The 15,866-nt window shown below is 59.5% G+C and carries 18 protein-coding genes and 1 riboswitch; of the genes, 10 read left to right on the forward strand and 8 right to left on the reverse strand.

Going from position 1 to position 15,866, the window contains the following annotated elements; genetic code table 11:
• Positions 1 to 202 precede the first annotated feature (202 nt).
• The gene (locus tag CQ017_RS12685; protein ID WP_096282807.1) at positions 203 to 388 is read left to right on the forward strand and encodes a hypothetical protein; all 186 of its coding nucleotides are present in this window, start codon (positions 203 to 205) and stop codon (positions 386 to 388) included.
• Between the two features lie 215 nt (positions 389 to 603).
• Here CQ017_RS12685 and CQ017_RS12690 read toward each other — a convergent pair whose 3' ends face one another.
• Positions 604 to 1,605 (reverse strand): AEC family transporter, encoded by a 1,002-nt coding sequence (locus tag CQ017_RS12690; RefSeq protein ID WP_105554014.1) that lies wholly within the window; start codon positions 1,603 to 1,605, stop codon positions 604 to 606.
• A gap of 168 nt (positions 1,606 to 1,773) precedes the next feature.
• On the opposite strand from CQ017_RS12690, the gene CQ017_RS12695 reads away from it, so the two are divergent.
• Positions 1,774 to 2,529, forward strand: a complete 756-nt coding sequence (locus CQ017_RS12695) for an SDR family oxidoreductase (protein ID WP_105554015.1) — start codon at positions 1,774 to 1,776, stop codon at positions 2,527 to 2,529.
• Positions 2,530 to 2,607: 78 nt separating this feature from the next.
• Positions 2,608 to 3,006: a hypothetical protein gene (locus tag CQ017_RS12700; RefSeq protein ID WP_105554016.1), complete on the forward strand. Its 399-nt coding sequence runs from the start codon at positions 2,608 to 2,610 to the stop codon at positions 3,004 to 3,006.
• On the opposite strand, the gene CQ017_RS12705 is transcribed toward CQ017_RS12700, so the two are convergent.
• From CQ017_RS12705 to CQ017_RS12715, 3 genes are all read right to left on the reverse strand, one after another.
• Entirely contained in the window at positions 3,003 to 3,452 is a 450-nt protein-coding gene (locus tag CQ017_RS12705; RefSeq protein ID WP_105554017.1) for an SRPBCC domain-containing protein, read from the reverse strand. The two genes, CQ017_RS12700 and CQ017_RS12705, sit on opposite strands and share 4 nt — an antisense overlap.
• Positions 3,453 to 3,494: 42 nt before the next feature.
• Positions 3,495 to 3,749: a hypothetical protein gene (locus CQ017_RS12710; RefSeq protein WP_096282817.1), complete on the reverse strand. Its 255-nt coding sequence runs from the start codon at positions 3,747 to 3,749 to the stop codon at positions 3,495 to 3,497.
• 90 nt (positions 3,750 to 3,839) lie between these two features.
• On the reverse strand, positions 3,840 to 4,301 hold the full coding sequence (locus CQ017_RS12715) for a MarR family winged helix-turn-helix transcriptional regulator (protein ID WP_105554018.1): 462 nt from the start codon (positions 4,299 to 4,301) through the stop codon (positions 3,840 to 3,842).
• A gap of 138 nt (positions 4,302 to 4,439) precedes the next feature.
• Here CQ017_RS12715 and CQ017_RS12720 point away from each other — a divergent pair, with 138 nt between their 5' ends.
• The 3 genes from CQ017_RS12720 to CQ017_RS12730 are packed head-to-tail and all read left to right on the forward strand — an operon-like array spanning position 4,440 to position 6,829.
• A complete protein-coding gene (locus CQ017_RS12720) occupies positions 4,440 to 5,471 on the forward strand; it encodes a tellurite resistance/C4-dicarboxylate transporter family protein (protein WP_105554019.1) in 1,032 nt (343 codons plus the stop codon).
• A 9-nt stretch (positions 5,472 to 5,480) separates the two neighbouring features.
• Positions 5,481 to 6,482, forward strand: a complete 1,002-nt coding sequence (locus CQ017_RS12725; protein WP_096282823.1) for a pirin family protein — start codon at positions 5,481 to 5,483, stop codon at positions 6,480 to 6,482.
• Between the two features lie 14 nt (positions 6,483 to 6,496).
• Positions 6,497 to 6,829: a GNAT family N-acetyltransferase gene (locus CQ017_RS12730; protein ID WP_096282825.1), complete on the forward strand. Its 333-nt coding sequence runs from the start codon at positions 6,497 to 6,499 to the stop codon at positions 6,827 to 6,829.
• Here the strand turns inward: CQ017_RS12730 and CQ017_RS12735 are convergent.
• The 4 genes from CQ017_RS12735 to CQ017_RS12750 all read right to left on the reverse strand — a co-directional run bounded on the left by CQ017_RS12735 (position 6,826) and on the right by CQ017_RS12750 (position 11,276).
• Complete coding sequence (locus tag CQ017_RS12735) at positions 6,826 to 7,014, reverse strand: DNA-binding protein (RefSeq protein ID WP_096282827.1); 189 nt, start codon at positions 7,012 to 7,014, stop codon at positions 6,826 to 6,828. The two genes, CQ017_RS12730 and CQ017_RS12735, sit on opposite strands and share 4 nt — an antisense overlap.
• A gap of 9 nt (positions 7,015 to 7,023) precedes the next feature.
• Positions 7,024 to 8,412, reverse strand: coding sequence for an MFS transporter (locus tag CQ017_RS12740; RefSeq protein WP_105554020.1), 1,389 nt, complete (start codon positions 8,410 to 8,412; stop codon positions 7,024 to 7,026).
• A 353-nt stretch (positions 8,413 to 8,765) separates the two neighbouring features.
• Positions 8,766 to 10,121, reverse strand: coding sequence for a replicative DNA helicase (gene dnaB, locus CQ017_RS12745; RefSeq protein ID WP_096282830.1), 1,356 nt, complete (start codon positions 10,119 to 10,121; stop codon positions 8,766 to 8,768).
• 654 nt (positions 10,122 to 10,775) lie between these two features.
• Positions 10,776 to 11,276, reverse strand: coding sequence for a flavin reductase family protein (locus CQ017_RS12750; RefSeq protein WP_105554021.1), 501 nt, complete (start codon positions 11,274 to 11,276; stop codon positions 10,776 to 10,778).
• A 106-nt stretch (positions 11,277 to 11,382) separates the two neighbouring features.
• Positions 11,383 to 11,499, reverse strand: a riboswitch (SAM riboswitch).
• Between the two features lie 233 nt (positions 11,500 to 11,732).
• Here CQ017_RS12750 and CQ017_RS12755 point away from each other — a divergent pair.
• From CQ017_RS12755 to CQ017_RS12770, 4 genes are all read left to right on the forward strand, one after another.
• Entirely contained in the window at positions 11,733 to 12,854 is a 1,122-nt protein-coding gene (locus CQ017_RS12755; protein ID WP_105554022.1) for a sorbosone dehydrogenase family protein, read from the forward strand.
• Positions 12,855 to 12,993: 139 nt separating this feature from the next.
• On the forward strand, positions 12,994 to 14,604 hold the full coding sequence (locus CQ017_RS12760) for an AMP-binding protein (RefSeq protein WP_105554023.1): 1,611 nt from the start codon (positions 12,994 to 12,996) through the stop codon (positions 14,602 to 14,604).
• 83 nt (positions 14,605 to 14,687) lie between these two features.
• Positions 14,688 to 15,266 (forward strand): dihydrofolate reductase family protein, encoded by a 579-nt coding sequence (locus CQ017_RS12765; RefSeq protein WP_096282838.1) that lies wholly within the window; start codon positions 14,688 to 14,690, stop codon positions 15,264 to 15,266.
• Positions 15,267 to 15,472: 206 nt separating this feature from the next.
• Positions 15,473 to 15,844 carry a hypothetical protein gene (locus CQ017_RS12770; protein ID WP_096282839.1) on the forward strand — a complete coding sequence of 124 codons (372 nt, stop codon included), beginning with the start codon at positions 15,473 to 15,475 and terminating at the stop codon, positions 15,842 to 15,844.
• Positions 15,845 to 15,866 lie beyond the last annotated feature (22 nt).

The following is a 15,866-nucleotide window of genomic DNA, read 5'->3' on the forward strand; positions in this document are numbered from 1 at the left end:
TAAGCCAACTCACACTACCTCCGTCAAGTGGTTTTCGAGGGAAATTTTTTGAAGTGTGATTTATTGTCGGAAATTTCGGTCGCAGGGAAGTTTTTAGGCCGATCCCCTTGCCAGGAGCCGCGCTCACCCGACATACTGTTTTCGTAGGACAAAAATAAACTTCCGCATTACGGAATCAACTTATCGCAAAAGGAGGGTCGCCATGACCGCCAACCAGTCGGCAAGCATCAACTACTCACCTAAGGAAGCGCGGGTTCTCTCGGCGACCGCGGCGCTCCAGACGGGCATGTTCCAGCCAATCGAGAATCTGGACCCTGACATGTCCCCGCGGGCACGCATCAACACTTCGGCACCGAGCTTCCTGGACCGCCTGCTGCGCAGAAACTAGTTCGCCGACCCCTAGGGGTGCAAAACTTCATAAAGGCCATGTTCCGGAGGCGCCGAGCATGGCCTTTATGTTCTTAAATGGCCCACGTCAAACGGACGTGGGGCTCAAGGGAGGCATCGAAAGATCATTGCGCTGCGTGCTTGGCGCCAGGATCGTTCCACGAACCCGCTTCGGCGCGAGCTTCAACCATGAAGAGAAGTGCTGCCCGCGAGGATCTACTTGAGCACCAGCTGCGCCAAGACCGGAAGCGCGATTACCGACAGGGCGCAGGTAATCACGATGGCCAGCGCCGTCGGCTCACCATCGCCGGTGTCATTGTGAGCCATGATGTAGGCCGTGGCGGAGGTCGGCATAGCTGCCATAAGCACCGCAGTGTTGAACCACATCGATTCGAGATCCGGCGCGAATATCCAGAGCATCGAAACGGTCAGCAGAGGCAAGGCCGCCAGCTTGCCAACCACCATGACCAGCATGGTTCGCTTGGCTCCACGCACCTTGGTATGCGCCGTCCCCGCCCGCCGGTCCAGGGTGCGCTGAACGGTGCGCCGCAAGGATAGACCGATTACGAACAAGGCTCCGGGGGCTGCCGCGGCGGCAATGAGGTCTACGGTGTCATCAAGCGGTTTCGGAATGGGGATCCCCCACATCACCACTGCTCCGCCAAACACCATGGCCCAGGTAACCGGGCTATAAAGCAGTGCATTGCGAACCGTCAACGCGATCCGGCGACCGCTGGGCTTATGCCTGTTTCCCGGGCCTGCCGGCATCATCAGCTGGGCCAAGATGGGAAAACCCACCATAAAAATAACGTTGTGGACCAGCTGCCCCATGCCTGCGGCGAGACCGGCTTGGCTGCCGAGCACCCCGAGAACTACCGGAATTCCCAGATAGGAGACGTTGCCAAAGCTGGTGCTGAGCATGCCAGCCAGGCTCCGCCCGCGCTCTACGCGCAACACATAGCGGAAAAGGACCCAACAGATGAGGGCGAATGCCAACGTCGAGACGATGCTGACCCACAGGAAATCGAACGGAACTCCCCGACTAACATCGGCCCGGGCAACCACCTTGTACAGCAATGCAGGCAGTGCCACGTAAAAGACAAAAACGTTCAGAGCCGGTTCCACGCTGGGCGGGAATTTCGGTGAATAACTGACCGCGTAGCCAATGAGCATCACGAAGAACAGCGGCAGGACACCGAACAGCACGTCGAGGAACACAAGACTCCTTCAAAGTTCATTTTTGAGTCTTTCCAAGCCTAGTTGTCCTTCCCGCGGCAACCTGCATCGGCTTCGCTGGACCTGCCGAACTTCAGGCATGCTCCGGCGGATTCACATACGCGGCTGCCATGGCACCTGCGACTAGGCTAGATGCCAAAAGGAGTTAATATGCCATCTGCAAACATGCCGACGTCCAGCATCCTGATCACCGGAGCCGGCTCCGGCATAGGTCGGGCCACCGCACGGCTGCTACTAGCCCAGGGCTGGAATGTGGTCTTGGCCGGACGCACCGAACAGACACTGCAGGAAGCAGCACAAGGCCACGGCAACGCTCTAGTGGTCCAAGCCGATGTCTCCTCCGCCGAAGAGGTTCGATGCCTATTTGCGAAGGCGACCGAGCATTTTGGTCGTCTCGATACGCTATTCAACAATGCCGGAACGTTCGGTCCCGCGGTCTCCATCGATGAGCTAAGCGCGGAGGACTGGGAGAAAGTCTGCCAGGTGAACCTGACCGGAGCGATGAATTGTGCCCGCGAAGCTTTTAAGCATATGAAGCTGCATGGCGGCGGAAGAATTATCAACAATGGATCAATTTCCGCTCAAGTGCCCCGACCACGGTCGGTGGCCTATGCAGTTACCAAGCACGCCATCACGGGGCTGACTAAGTCCATTGAACTCGATGGCCGCCCGTTTGGCATCTGCGCTTCACAGATCGACATCGGCAACACTGCTAGCGACATCATGGACGAACTCGGCACCTCGCAAGGAGCCTTGCAAGCCGACGGCTCGCGCAAGGTTGAGCCAACATTCGACCTGCAACAGGCAGCGCAAGCCGTAGCCTTCCTGGCTAACAGCCCACTCACCGTCTCGGTCAATCAGCTCACCATTACCGCTGCAGGGATGCCCTATATTGGCCGCGGTTAGTTCGCTTTGCGCGCGGAGTTCAGCTGGTGGCTATAGTGGGACGAACCGTTTAGAGTCCAAATTCAGGCAAGTGAGAAGATGAGCGCCGAACCGTCAGCAATGCAAGTGAGCTATCCGGAGAATTGCGGTAATGCCCCACGGCATCTGGTGATTCAGGAAGTGATCGTGGCGCTGCACGGGCGAGATCTGGATCATCTCAGGCTGTGGCTCACCGAGGACATTGAATGGGAAATAGTTGGCTTTGAAACGCTGCACGGGATCGAGGCGCTCTGTAGCTGGGTAATGATTTCAGGAGATACGAAATCACTCGAATTCAAAAGCGTGCTCACTCACGGTCGCGAAGGAAGCACCGATGGAAATATCACCAACGGTCAGGATATCTCCGCGGCTTTTAGCCATGTGCTGCGCTTTACCGGAGCAGCGAAAACCGCACGGATCAAGTCCGCGCGCAGCTATCTGGTGTCGAAGCCAATTTAGAAGTACTCGGCCAAGAACGATTCAAGCTTTGCAAACGCGGAATTCCAGGCCTTTTGGCTGCTCTCGATGACTTCATGTGGCAATGGGCCCTGCGTCAAGGTCACATAGGTCTGGCCGGCAAATTCCTTGAAGTCCAGCTTGGTGTGAATGACCAGATCCAGCGTCATCTCATGCGGACCATCGGCGCTGGCCAGGCATACCTGTTCGTCAAAGATCGTGACCACTGCCTTGAGCGGCACCTGAGCTTCCGGGTTATCGCTTTGTGCCATGGTCAGCTCATGGCGTCCCCCGACCTTCGGCTCGAGAATTACCGAGCCCTCCTGCACCGTCCAGCCATGCGGTCCCCACCACTGCGTAATAATCTCCGGTTCGACGAATGCGGCCCAGACCGCAGCACGAGGAGCGGCGAATTGCCGGGACAAGACAAGTTCATTCATTTCCTGCATACTCGGATTTTACCGTGCTCTCGGCGGGGAATCTAAAGCCGGCTATTTGGGGCGACGGGATTCCATGCGGCTAGCGGTATATACGGTTAGCTCATCGGCCTGAGTTCCGGCGGCCTCGTGGGCGCGCAGCACCATCATGGCGCGGTCCCATTTAATGCGTTCGCGTGGGCTGGTCATGATCGAGCGTTCGGCCGGGCCGAAAATACTCAACCCCAAATACTTCAGGCGCCATCGGGCACGATATCCAAGACTCAAGCCGGTGGTGTCGCTGATGATGGGCAGTGGTGACTCGTCCATGGGGAAACCTCAATTTGTCAGGGCGCCGGAGCCAATTGCGTCCGTGACTTAAGCCTACTCCAATAGTTGGTGCACCAACTATATCCTTAATCACTCGGCGGGCGCCGCGATTCCCGCGTCCACCACATCGCCCAGAATCTTGCACAATTCAACGACTTTTTGCTCGCTTAAGTTCAGCCGACTCAGCATCTCATGGGGAATATCCAACGCCTGCTCACGCAGCATTTCACCCTTCTGGGTAGTCTCAATCAAGATCGCGCGTTCATCGCGCGGATTCTTTCTGCGCTCGAGCAATCCGGCTTTTTCAAGGCGCTTGACCAGCGGGGAGAGCGTCCCGGGATCCAGATGCAGCTTTTCGCTGAGCTCCCGCGCACCGATTGGAGCAGATTCCCACAGGGCCAGCATCACCAGGTATTGCGGGTGGGTCAGCCCCAATGGGTCGAGCACCGGCTTATAAGCTGAAATCACCGATCGTGAGGCGACAGCCAGTCCAAAACACAACTGCCGCTCAAGCTTGAGCAGATCATCACGACGAAGATTGGAGCTGTCCACGATGTTTTGTTCTCCTTGGGGTTCATGCCGGTACCGACACTAAGATCGTACGCCAGCATCCTGAGACGGGGCTTGGCGGCAGAGCGCCACAGGCGTTAGCCTCAACATCTCGGCAAAGAAGACTTCAAGGAGACCTAGGTGAACCCAGAACTGCGTGCTAGCCGCTCACGATTCACCCGATGGGTAGCCACCCTTGCCCCGTCGGTATTCTCCAGCGTGATGGCCACCGGCATCGTAGGCATGGGTCTGCTGCTTTCCGGGTTCTCCGCCCTCGGCCAGGCTTTCTGCATCCTGGCCGGTATCATGTTCCTCGGACTACTCACGGTGCTGGTCCTGCGCGTCGTGCGCTATCCGACGGCGGTGCAAATTGATGCGCTGAACCCGGCCGTTGGTTTTGGGTTCTTCACCGTGGTCGCGGCCTCGAATGTCCTAGCCCTCGCACTGGCGGTTTTGAAGCTCCCGGGCGCCGCACTGACCGCGCTGATATTCGGGACGCTCATTTGGCTGATCACCACCTACGCGATTCCCGCCGGGCTGGTGCTGCATGAACGTCCGGAACCGGCACTGACCCACGCAAATGGGTCGTGGTTCCTCTGGGTGGTGGCCACCCAATCCGTTGCCGGCGGATTAGCGCATCATACGAGCTTCGGCGCCTGGGCCGCCATGCTTGCCTTAGCTATCTGGTTGCTAGGCTGCGCGCTCTATCTGCTGACCGCTACCCTCGTGACGGTGCGCATGATCCGCTATCCGAACCGCGCCGAGACGCTTTCACCGACGTATTGGATCTTCATGGGGTCCACCGCGATCAGCGTATTGACCGGTTCGCAACTACTCGGCTTGGCAAACCGCGGTGAGATTCCGAACTGGCTGCAAGCAAATATCGCCTTTACCACCTTGGCGTTGCTCGCCATAGGGTTATGGTTCATCCCCCTGCTGCTGGTCTTCGGAATCTGGCGGCACATCATCCACCGCCACCCGCTGAGCTATGAAACGGGCCTTTGGGCGATTGTCTTCCCGCTGGGCATGCTCGCCACCGCATGCCTTTCCCTGGGATCAATACCGGATTTCTCGGCTCTCTTTACGCTGGGGCAGATAGTGATTTGGGTGGCCGTGGCCAGCTGGGCGGGAACCATCGCCCTATGGGTGGCACGAATCAGGCATCCTGCCTAGTCTTAGGTTATGAGCAACCTTGAACAGGCACCGGCGGAAATCGACTGCAGCAACCTCGATGCACGCTCAGAGGTTCAGGCGCTGGAGCCCCGCCCAGTCCCCCTCGGTGGCCCGCGAGCCATGACGGTCTCCCGGACTCTTCCGCAGAAACAGCGCAGCCTGATCGGCGCGTGGTGCTTCCTCGACCACTACGGACCGGACGACGTAGCGCTCACCGGCGGGATGAACGTTCCACGGCATCCGCACACCGGACTGCAGACCGTCTCCTGGCTCTTCTCCGGCGAAATCGAACACATCGACTCGGCCGGGCATAAGGCCAAAGTGCGCCCCGGTGAATTGAACCTCATGACCGCTGGATACGGAATCACGCATTCCGAAATGCTCTGCGAAGAAACCACGATCTTGCACGGAGCCCAGCTATGGACCGCCCTGCCTGACCGGGTGCGCAATATGGAACCAACCTTCGAAAATTACCGTCCCGAACCGATATACGGCCAAGGATGGATGCTCAACGTTTTCCTCGGCACTCTCGCGATTGGCGAGCAGAGCCTCACCTCCCCGGTGAAGACGCATACCGAACTCAGCGGGGCCGAACTGCACCTCGACCCGCATACCGAGGTCGAAATCGTGGTCCCCGCACATCACGAACACGGTGTACTCGTTGATCAGGGCCGCCCGACGGTCAACGGCAAACCACTTGAGCACCGCGAACTGGGCTTCGTCCGGGCCGGATGCACCACGCTGCGCATCACTGCCGGCGAGCAGCCGGTCCGCGCTTTGCTGATCGGCGGAGAGCCGCTGAAAGAGGAGATCCTCATGTGGTGGAACTTCGTGGGACGCAGCCATGAAGAAGTCCTCGCATTCCGCGCGCAGTACCAAGCGGAAATCGGCGCCGAACCAGGAGACAGCTCGGAGGACCGCTTTGGCCCATTTCCGGAAAACACTCCCGCGCCATTGCCGGCGCCGGCGCTACCTACCGTCCGACTACGTACACGAGTTAACCCCTCCTAGAAAGCGGCCACCAAATGAGCGAAATCACCCCTGTTTTCCTGCCCGAACGTCGGCGATATGCACTGGACGATGATGGAAAGGTCATTGGCGCAACCCACTTTCGAGAATTCACCGGTTCCGCTGGCACCGAGCGGATCTTTTTCCACACGACCGTGGACGAAGAATACGGCGGACAAGGACTGGCCAGTGTGCTGGTGAAATTCGCGTTGGACAACACCATCGCCGGTGGAGCCAAGATCGTGGCAGTTTGCCCGTACGTCAAGGCCTATGTCGCTAAGCACGCCGAATACCAGCCACACCTCGTCGCGACGACCCCAGAGCACCTGAAAGTCCTGCCACGCGCCTAGCTGCGCAGCTCAAGACCCTGCTTGTCCAGGGCTTCACGGAGGATGCGCAGCGCTTTTGGTCCGACGCCATGCAACCGAAGCAGCGCTTTCTCGCCGGTTTCGCCCGCTTGTTCGAGGCTCGTGATACCAGCGCTTAGCAGCGCCCTGGTGGCCGGTGCGCCGATGGCTGGGAGCTCAGTTTCCATACGCCTGGGCTACTTAGGGCCAGCCGCCGCCGGGGATTCGATCCGCGGCGTAACGACCAGCAGTACGATGATCAGGAACAACGAGAAGGCAAAGACCGCGGCGAAGCCCAGCCCCACTGCCACCGTGGCGAAGATGACCCCGCCAAGCGCGGTCACTCCCGCGTTGCCCAGCGCATCCGCCATGGTCATCGCCGAGGAGTTGAACCCTTGTTCCTGCTTGCCGGAGAGGGCCAGCATATTCACGTTTTGGCGTGGGAAGATCATTCCCATTCCAAATCCGCCTATCGCCCAACCAACCACGATGATGGCCACCGACGGGTGGAACAACGCGGCATAAAGCGCGGTGGAGATGGCGAACGCCCCGGCCAGGGCGCCGATTCCGATGCATGCGGAATTGCTTAAACGTTCACCGGCTTTCCCCTGCAGCCACGAGCCCAGGGCCCAGGACAATGCGGAGGCGGTGAGCACCAGACCCGCGCGGTCCGGAGGCAGAAAATAGTCTTCGCGCAGCAAATACGGCAGGTAGACCTCTGTGCCGAAAAATGCTCCAGCCACCAGCGATCGGGTCAGCACCGTGGCTGGCATTCCACGCCGGGCGCTGAAGGTCCCTACGGGCAGCAGCGGCCGGATCGCCAACAGGGCGAGCGCCAACGCTGACAGCAGGGCGACGACGGAGGGCCACCCATTGTCCATGAGCCCAAGCAGGTTCATGGCGATCACCGAAGCCCCGGTGAACCCCGCGAGCAGTAGCCGCTTGATGGAGACCGGACCGAGGGTTGCATCGCGTGCAGAATCCATGCGATGCAGGGTCGGGATGACCGCCACGATCGCGAAGGCGATGAAGATCAGCACCCCAAGGAATACCCAACGCCAACCGAGGTATGTGGCGATCAGGCCCGCAATCCACGGTCCGAGCAACGCCGGGATCACCCCGGCGGCGGCGAAAAGTGCGAAAATTTTGCTGTGCAATTTTGCCGGATATGCCCGAGCGATCAGCACAAAGATTGCCACGGTCACGGCGCCGCCACCGATGCCTTGCAAAATTCTTCCGAGGATCAGCACCTGCATATCCGCCGCGGTGCCGCAGATAAGCAGGCCGCCGGCAAAAATAGCCACGGAAGCGTACAGCGGAATCTTCGGGCCTCTTCGGTCCGAAACCTCTCCCGCAGCAACCATGCCAAGCATCGCGCTGGCAATCGGTGCGGCAAAGGCCAGCGCGAAGTACTTCTGTCCATCGAGCAGCTCACTGACCAGCGGCATGATCGTGGAAACCGCCAACGCTTCGAAACCCACCAAGAAGACCAGGACGAACATGCCCAGGGTGGTCGCCAAATATTTGGCGGCATAGATCGACTCAACCGTTGCGGAATCTACCGCAGAGTCACGTGGTGATGGCATGCGGCCATTCTTTCATTGAACTTCTCGGACGCCGATTCGGCACCGATGGTTAGTGGATGCACCGCATGGCTTTGTAAGCTGAACCCATGCTTAACGAAGATACGCGTCGCCGACTGGTCAAGATCACCGCGCTCTGCCTAGCGCTGATGGTGGGAGCTACCGGGATACTCTCCAGCGGTGTCCTTGGCCTTTTCTAGGCAGCCAGCCCCACGCGCGGCGCGAATGGACGGCGCTTTCAGCACTATCATCGGCACGAAGCCATGCACGGAGAACGCAGCTGAACCAAGGGGCAGGGCCAAGAAATCTTGCGGATTTCTGGACCCTGCCCTGTGCCGTAGGCCTGCCTCGGCAGGCTAGCCGTCGTTCTGCATGTTGCTGAAGCGCGAATAGTGGCCCTGGAACGCCACGGTGATGGTCTTGGTGGGGCCGGCACGGTGCTTTGCGATGATCACGTCGGCTTCACCCGGACGGTTTTCCTTGTCGTAGACATCGTCACGGTGCAGCAGGATTACCATATCGGCGTCCTGCTCGATCGATCCCGATTCACGAAGGTCCGAGATCATTGGTTTCTTGTCGGTGCGCTGCTCGGAACCACGGTTCAGCTGCGAGAGGGCAACCAGCGGAACATCGAGTTCCTTGGCCAGCAGCTTGAGGTTACGCGAGAACTCGGACACTTCCTGCTGGCGCGATTCCACGCGCTTGCCCGAGCTCATCAGCTGCAGGTAGTCGAGGATGATCATGCGCAGCTCGTTGCGCTGCTTCAGCCGTCGGCACTTGGCGCGGATTTCCATCATGGACATATTCGGCGAATCGTCGATGAACAGCGGAGCTTCGTTCAAGCGACCCATCGTGGTCGCAATCTTCGTCCATTGTGCGTCTTCCACCGAACCCTTGCGCAGATCCTGCAGCTGGATGGATGCTTCTGCCGAGAGCAGGCGCATCGCAATTTCGTTGCGGCCCATTTCCAGCGAGAAGAAGACGGTGGCCATATTGTTCTTAATTGCCGCGGAACGGGCGAAGTCCAGGGCGAAGGTCGACTTACCCACTGCGGGGCGGGCGGCGATGATGATCATCTGACCACCCTTCAACCCCTGGGTCAGTTCGTCGAATTCGTAGAACCCGGTTGGCACGCCGGTAATTCCGTCGCCGGCGTTCGCCGCATTCTCGATCTCATCGACGGTTCCCTCGATGATGTCGCTCAGGCGCACGTAGTCTTCGCTGTTGCGGTTCTCGGCGACCTTGTACACCTCGGCCTGCGCCTCGTTGACGATCGCGTCAACCTCACCATCGGGCGAATAGCCCATCTGGACGATCCGGGTCCCGGCATCGACCAGTCGGCGCAATACGGCGCGTTCGCGCACGATTTCGGCGTAGTAGCCGGCGTTCGCGGCGGTGGGCACCTGCTGGATGAGGTTGTGCAGATAGGCGGCGCCACCCACGCGGGCGATCTCGCTGCGCTTGGTGAGCAGATCGGAGACCGTCACGGCATCGGCTGGTTCGCCTCGTCCGTAGAGATCGATGATTGCGTCAAAAATGGATTCATGGGCCGGGCGATAGAAATCTGTTCCGCGCAGCGCCTCGACCACGTCGGCGATCGCATCCTTCGACAGCATCATGCCGCCAAGAACCGACATTTCGGCAGGAATATCCTGCGGCGGGGTGCGACCCGCTTCCGAACCCTGACTCTCGTAGACCGGCTCCGCGCTCATAACTGACACTTCCATCCCCTATTGACCCTCTGGGAAATACCCTTGTGCCATGATGGCAACACTCAAGCATGTCACCGCCAACCGACGTTATCGTGTCGGCGGTACCTGTGGATATATCAGTCCCAAAGCCAACAGTAGGTCTCTTATCCATAGCCGCAAACTCTGTTATCCACAAGATCTGTGGATAATCCCCCTCTAGCTGTGGATGACCCTGTGTGCGACTTGGGGAGAAGCTTGTGGATTACCCCACTTAAGTTGTGCTAATGACTATCTGACTTGGAGTTTGTTGTTTGCACACCTGTGGATAGAAAGTTAATTTCTTTGTAGAGTCAACCTTCGCAAATGACGTTATCCACAGCATAACTCGCGGGATTCCGGTGTTTTCAACCTGCTTCATCGACTTATCAACGTACCATCCACAGAGGTGTGGATAGTTTTGTGGAAAGAATCTTCGTGAAGAACGCGGTAGTCACCGCTCCAAAAAGCTACTGAAACGTAACTTCGAGGCGAGTAATCCACAATTCGATGCAGAGCACCCCTCTGCGGTCATATGAACTTAACGCGCCCGCGCGGTCCAAGCTTGCCGGGCCAGTTAAACGACTGCGCGCCACTTGTCAGCGAAAATGACAGGTGGCGCGAAGCGAAGACAACTATTTAGACGAGTTCCGGGACTGGTAACGAGTGAAATCGTGAATCATGGAAAATCGACGGTGAATGCTCGGCGACCTTATGGCCATGGACCTGCAACAGGATGACCCAATGGTCTCCGGCCTCAACCTCACTGTAGATCGTCGTGTCGAGCCACAGCGTTGAGTCATGGATGAACAACGAGCCGTCGTCGCTGGTGTGGGTGTCCACACCGCGGAATCGATCTCCGCTCTTGGAAGCGATCTGCCTGCAGACCCCTTCATTGCGCTCGCTGAGCACCGAAACGCCGATTCGATTTGCGTCCCGCAGCTTCGGCCAAGTGTTCGAGGTTTTCTGCACGGCAAACATCACCAACGCCGGTTCCAAGGAAACCCCTACGGTGAATGAGGAGGCGACGATTCCCGTCTTTTCCCCGTTGACTTCGGCGCACAGAGTGGCAATTCCCGATGGGTGCTGGGCGAAAACCTTGCGCAGCGTCAGTGCGTCAAGTTCTTGATTCAAAGACATGCCTTGACTTCCTTTGCTTCATGCCCACCGGTACGGCGACGGTCGGCGGCAGGCTAAAGCAGCTTTGACTTGCTCTTACCCGCCGTCGAAGGTTTAACGCCTCGATGTGCGGTACTTGTATCGTGCGGTGTTGCGCGACACCGAATCTTCACCTGGAGCACCCCGCTACCGTATAGAGGGTTGCCGGCCAGCTAGCCAGGGCCTTTAGCTGACGCTCATGATTCTGATTAAAACGATATTGGCCTAAGCTCCCGCGCGTCAAACAAATTGCTTCGCAAATCGAAATATTCAACCCAAAATTCGATGAGCCACAAGTATTCGAGGGTCCATCGGAAATTTATTCAATCACAGGAGGGTTCGGATGCGGCTGCGCGGCCCGCTGATACCGCTCCCCTTCGGTGCGATACGAAGCGCCCAGCCTCTTGCATAGCGAACGGATCTTGCTAGCCTGAAACCATGCGGCCTCGAATAGCTGGTAATCCGAAGATCACGGTTTTCCTTGGAATTCTCGCCTGCGCCGCGATGCTCACCGGATGCGCCGCCGAAGCACCGCGTTCCCCCGGCGCCACGTCAAGCAGCAGGGCAGTCGATACCAAGTCGCCCGAACCGCGAAGGATCGCAGCCGAGCTAGCCGCCCCCTGGTCCATGGTCTTCGCCGAAAATACGCTGATCGTTTCAGAACGCGATTCGGGGCGGATCGTGGAAATAGATTCAGCGGGCAATGCCCGGCAAATCATCCGCTTGGACGACGTAGTTCATGGTGGCGAAGGCGGACTGCTTGGGCTGGCCTTTCAACAGCCCTACCTTTTCGCCTACTCCACCGCAGAAGACGGCAACCGCATCCAGCGATTCGAACTTTCCGGCGACAGCGGTGCGCTCGCGCTGAGTCATCCGCGGACGATCCTGTCCGAATTGCCATCGGCAGGAATTCACAACGGGGGGCGTCTAGCCATCGGACCGGATTCGATGCTCTACGCGACCGTGGGAGACGCTGGAAATGAATCCTCGGCTCAAGATCTGGAAAGTCTAGGCGGAAAGATCCTGCGGCTGACCATTCAGGGCGAGGTCCCCGGCGACAACCCCTTCCCCGGTTCGCCGGTATTCAGTTTCGGCCATCGCAATCCACAAGGTATCGCTTGGGCTCCCGACGGAACCATGTATGCCAGCGAGTTTGGGCAGAACCGCTGGGATGAATTGAACATTATTGAGCCCGGAGCCAACTACGGCTGGCCGGTGCACGAAGGCATTGCGGAAGATCCCGAATACCGCGACCCGATCCAGCAATGGAGCACGCAGTCCGCGAGCCCCAGCGGCATCACCATTTACGACGGGGTCCTCTACATCGCCAACCTGCGCGGGGAGCGCCTGCGAACCGTGGAGCTGAGCACGCCTCACGATTCCACCGAGTTCCTCGTAGGTGACCATGGGCGCCTGCGGGACGTGAAGGTCAGCGAGACCGGCGAGCTCTGGGTGCTGACGAATAACACCGACGGTCGCGGCACCCCGCAAGAGGGTGACGACAGGATTCTCGGCATCTCCCCGGAGACGCTCATCGACCGAACTGCCACCCGGCGCTGAATTTCGGCCACTGAACGAATTGATACTGCGGTTCTTGGATTGAACCCGAGGTCCATGCCACCATGAAGGTCGCAAGTGCTTCAGCTCACAGGCGCAGGCTGAAGGAAACCACGGATACGAATCGAAGGATATCGCACACATGGTCATGACTCAGGCTAACCACTCGGAACTCACACCCCTGCGATTCCTGCAGCGTTCGGCCGAGGTATACCCGTCGAAGACCGCGGTGATCCACGGGACCCGCAGGTACAGCTACGCCGAATTCGAGCGGCGCGTGCAACGCTTCGCCCAGGTCGTCAAGGCGCGGATCGCGCCCGGGGACCGCGTCGCGGTACTTGCGCCGAATACTCCCGAGATGCTCATGGCCCACTACGCGGTTCCGCTGGCCGGGGGCGTGCTGATCGCACTGAACACCCGCCTGTCGGCGCCCGAGCTGCGCTATATTATGGATCATTCCGAGTCGAAGCTGCTGTTCGCCGATACCGAATTGTTGGCAAATACTTCGACCCTGCGTTCCGAGATTCCGAGCTTGGAAGCGTTGATCGAGATCACCGATGACCAATACGCCGGTACGCGCCCGACCGTCGCCGTGGACGCGGTGCTCTGCGAGCTGCTGGACGCGGCCGGCGAGGAACGCCTGAGCTACGAGGTGGCAGATGAGCGCGCCCCGATCACGTTGAACTACACCTCGGGCACCACCGGCAAACCCAAGGGCGTGCTGTACTCGCACCGCGGCAGCTACCTGAACTCGCTGAGCGAGGCCCATCACCAAGGCTTCACCGCAAAGACCCGTTACCTGTGGACCCTGCCGATGTTCCACTGCAACGGCTGGTGCACCCCTTGGGCGGTCACCGCCGCGGGTGGCACGCACCTGTGCTTGCGCGGCGTGCGCGAGGATGCGGTGTGGGACGCCATTGAGAATCTTTGCGCCACACATCTGTGCGGAGCCCCCACGGTCTGCTCGATCATTGCCGACTCACCGCGCGCCCACGCCCTGTGCGATCCGCTGCGTATCACCACCGCCGGCGCCCCGCCGTCCCCGGCAATCATCACGAAGCTGCAGAAGCTGGGCATCGAGGTGGTCCATGTATATGGGCTCACCGAGGTCTATGGCCCCTACACCATCTGTGAATACCAGGATGACTGGGATCAACTGGATGCGGACACGCGAGCCGCAATGCTCTCCCGCCAAGGCGTGGGCATGCTGACCGCCGAAAGCGCACGCATCGTCGACGAGAATATGGTGGACGTTCCCGCCGATGGGCAAACCATGGGTGAGATCGTCTTGCGCGGCAACAACGTGATGATTGGCTACTACCGCGATGAGGCAGCCACCGAGCAGGCCTTTTTCGGCGGTTACTTCCATACCGGCGATCTGGGAGTGATGCACCCGGACGGCTACCTCCAGGTCCGTGACCGGGCCAAGGACATCATCATTTCAGGTGGAGAGAACATCTCCACCATTGAGGTCGAACAGGCTCTCGCCGCGCACCCGCAGGTGCTGGATCTTGCGGTGGTGGGCGTCCCCGACGACAAATGGGGCGAGCGTCCGGTCGCCTATGTCATTCGCACCACCGGTTCGAGCCTGGACGAGGCGACCCTGATCAATTTTGCCCGCGAACGGCTAGCTGGATTTAAAGTGCCACGCACCATCGTGTTCCCGCAGGATCTGCCGCGCACCTCTACCGGCAAGGTGCAAAAGAACGTGCTGCGCAATCGAAGCCTTGCAGCGCATTCAGAGAACGCCTGACTTGATGCCTGCTTTGGGTTCCCCCGCGCACCTGCGAGGCGTAAGGTGAGGTGCACTTAGCGCCGATTTCACGGGGAGTTCCCATGGCAGCGACATATACCTTCGACATCTTCTCCAGCCTCGACGGCTTCGGCAGCGCCACCGGAAATTGGGGCGGCTACTGGGGCAAACAGGGCCCGGAGCTGCTCGCTCGGCGGCTCGAGCACTACTCGCCACCCTGCCGGATGGTCTTCGGCGCAAACACCTATCGGCTCTTTGCCCAGTTCTGGGCCGAGGCGGAGAAATATACGGATGTGGATGACCCTTGGGGCGAGGCCATGCACAAGCAGCCTGCCACCGTCATTTCCAACTCCCTCGTCGGCCCGCTGGACTGGCCCGACGCGGCCATTGAGCGCGGTGATGCCCTTGCCGTAGTTCCGCGGCTGAAAGCCGAGTCGCTGGTGCCGCTGCGCTCTCACGGTTCGCTGTCCATGAATCGTTCGCTGTTGGCAGCCGGCCTCGTCGACTATATCCAAGTCACCATCTTCCCGGTGCTCACCGGACTGACCGGGCAATCACCGATCTTCGAGGGGGCCGAGGACTTCGACCTGGAACTCGTAGAGTCCCGACTGCTCGATGGCCGGACGCAAGAGCTCATCTATCGCCCGAGCCTGCATCACTAGCGCCGGTGAACCGGCAAAAAGTCGTCGTTGGCTACCGGAAATACGACCATCAGAGGGCTGCTTGCCCGGCGGCATGCGCGGCGCGAATCGGCTCCCCAGCCGCAGTCCGGTACCCCGGATAAACTATTGACCGGGCGGTCAATCAAACATAAATTGGAAATTGACTCCCAAAGGGAGCACTCCGACCTCTAGGAAGGTGATTTTCAATGAAGAAGTGGACTCGGTGGCAAGATTGGGTTGTCGTGGTGGCTGGCGCATACGCCGCGCTGTCGACAACATGGGTCGCGGGCACCACGATGTCCATGAACCTGATGGTGGGCCTTGGCGCCCTGATGGTCGTAGTCGGCATATGGAGTGTCGCCATGCCACGGCTGGTCAGCTTGGAGTGGGTGCTGGCCGCGGTCAGCGCGCTCTTGGTCGTCTCCCCTTGGCTCGGATCCTATGCAAGCGGCTATGCCACTGCTTCTTGGGTCTCGTGGATCTGTGGCGCCGTCGGCCTGGTTGCTTCTCTCTGGGCAATAGCACCGGCGATGCACATGCGCCACGAAGCCCACGGCGGCACGCGGGCAGCGCACTGACAACCATCTGCAACACGCAACC

The sequence above is a fragment of the Arthrobacter sp. MYb224 genome (assembly GCF_002975455.1).
In the GTDB taxonomy this organism is placed as follows: domain Bacteria; phylum Actinomycetota; class Actinomycetes; order Actinomycetales; family Micrococcaceae; genus Glutamicibacter.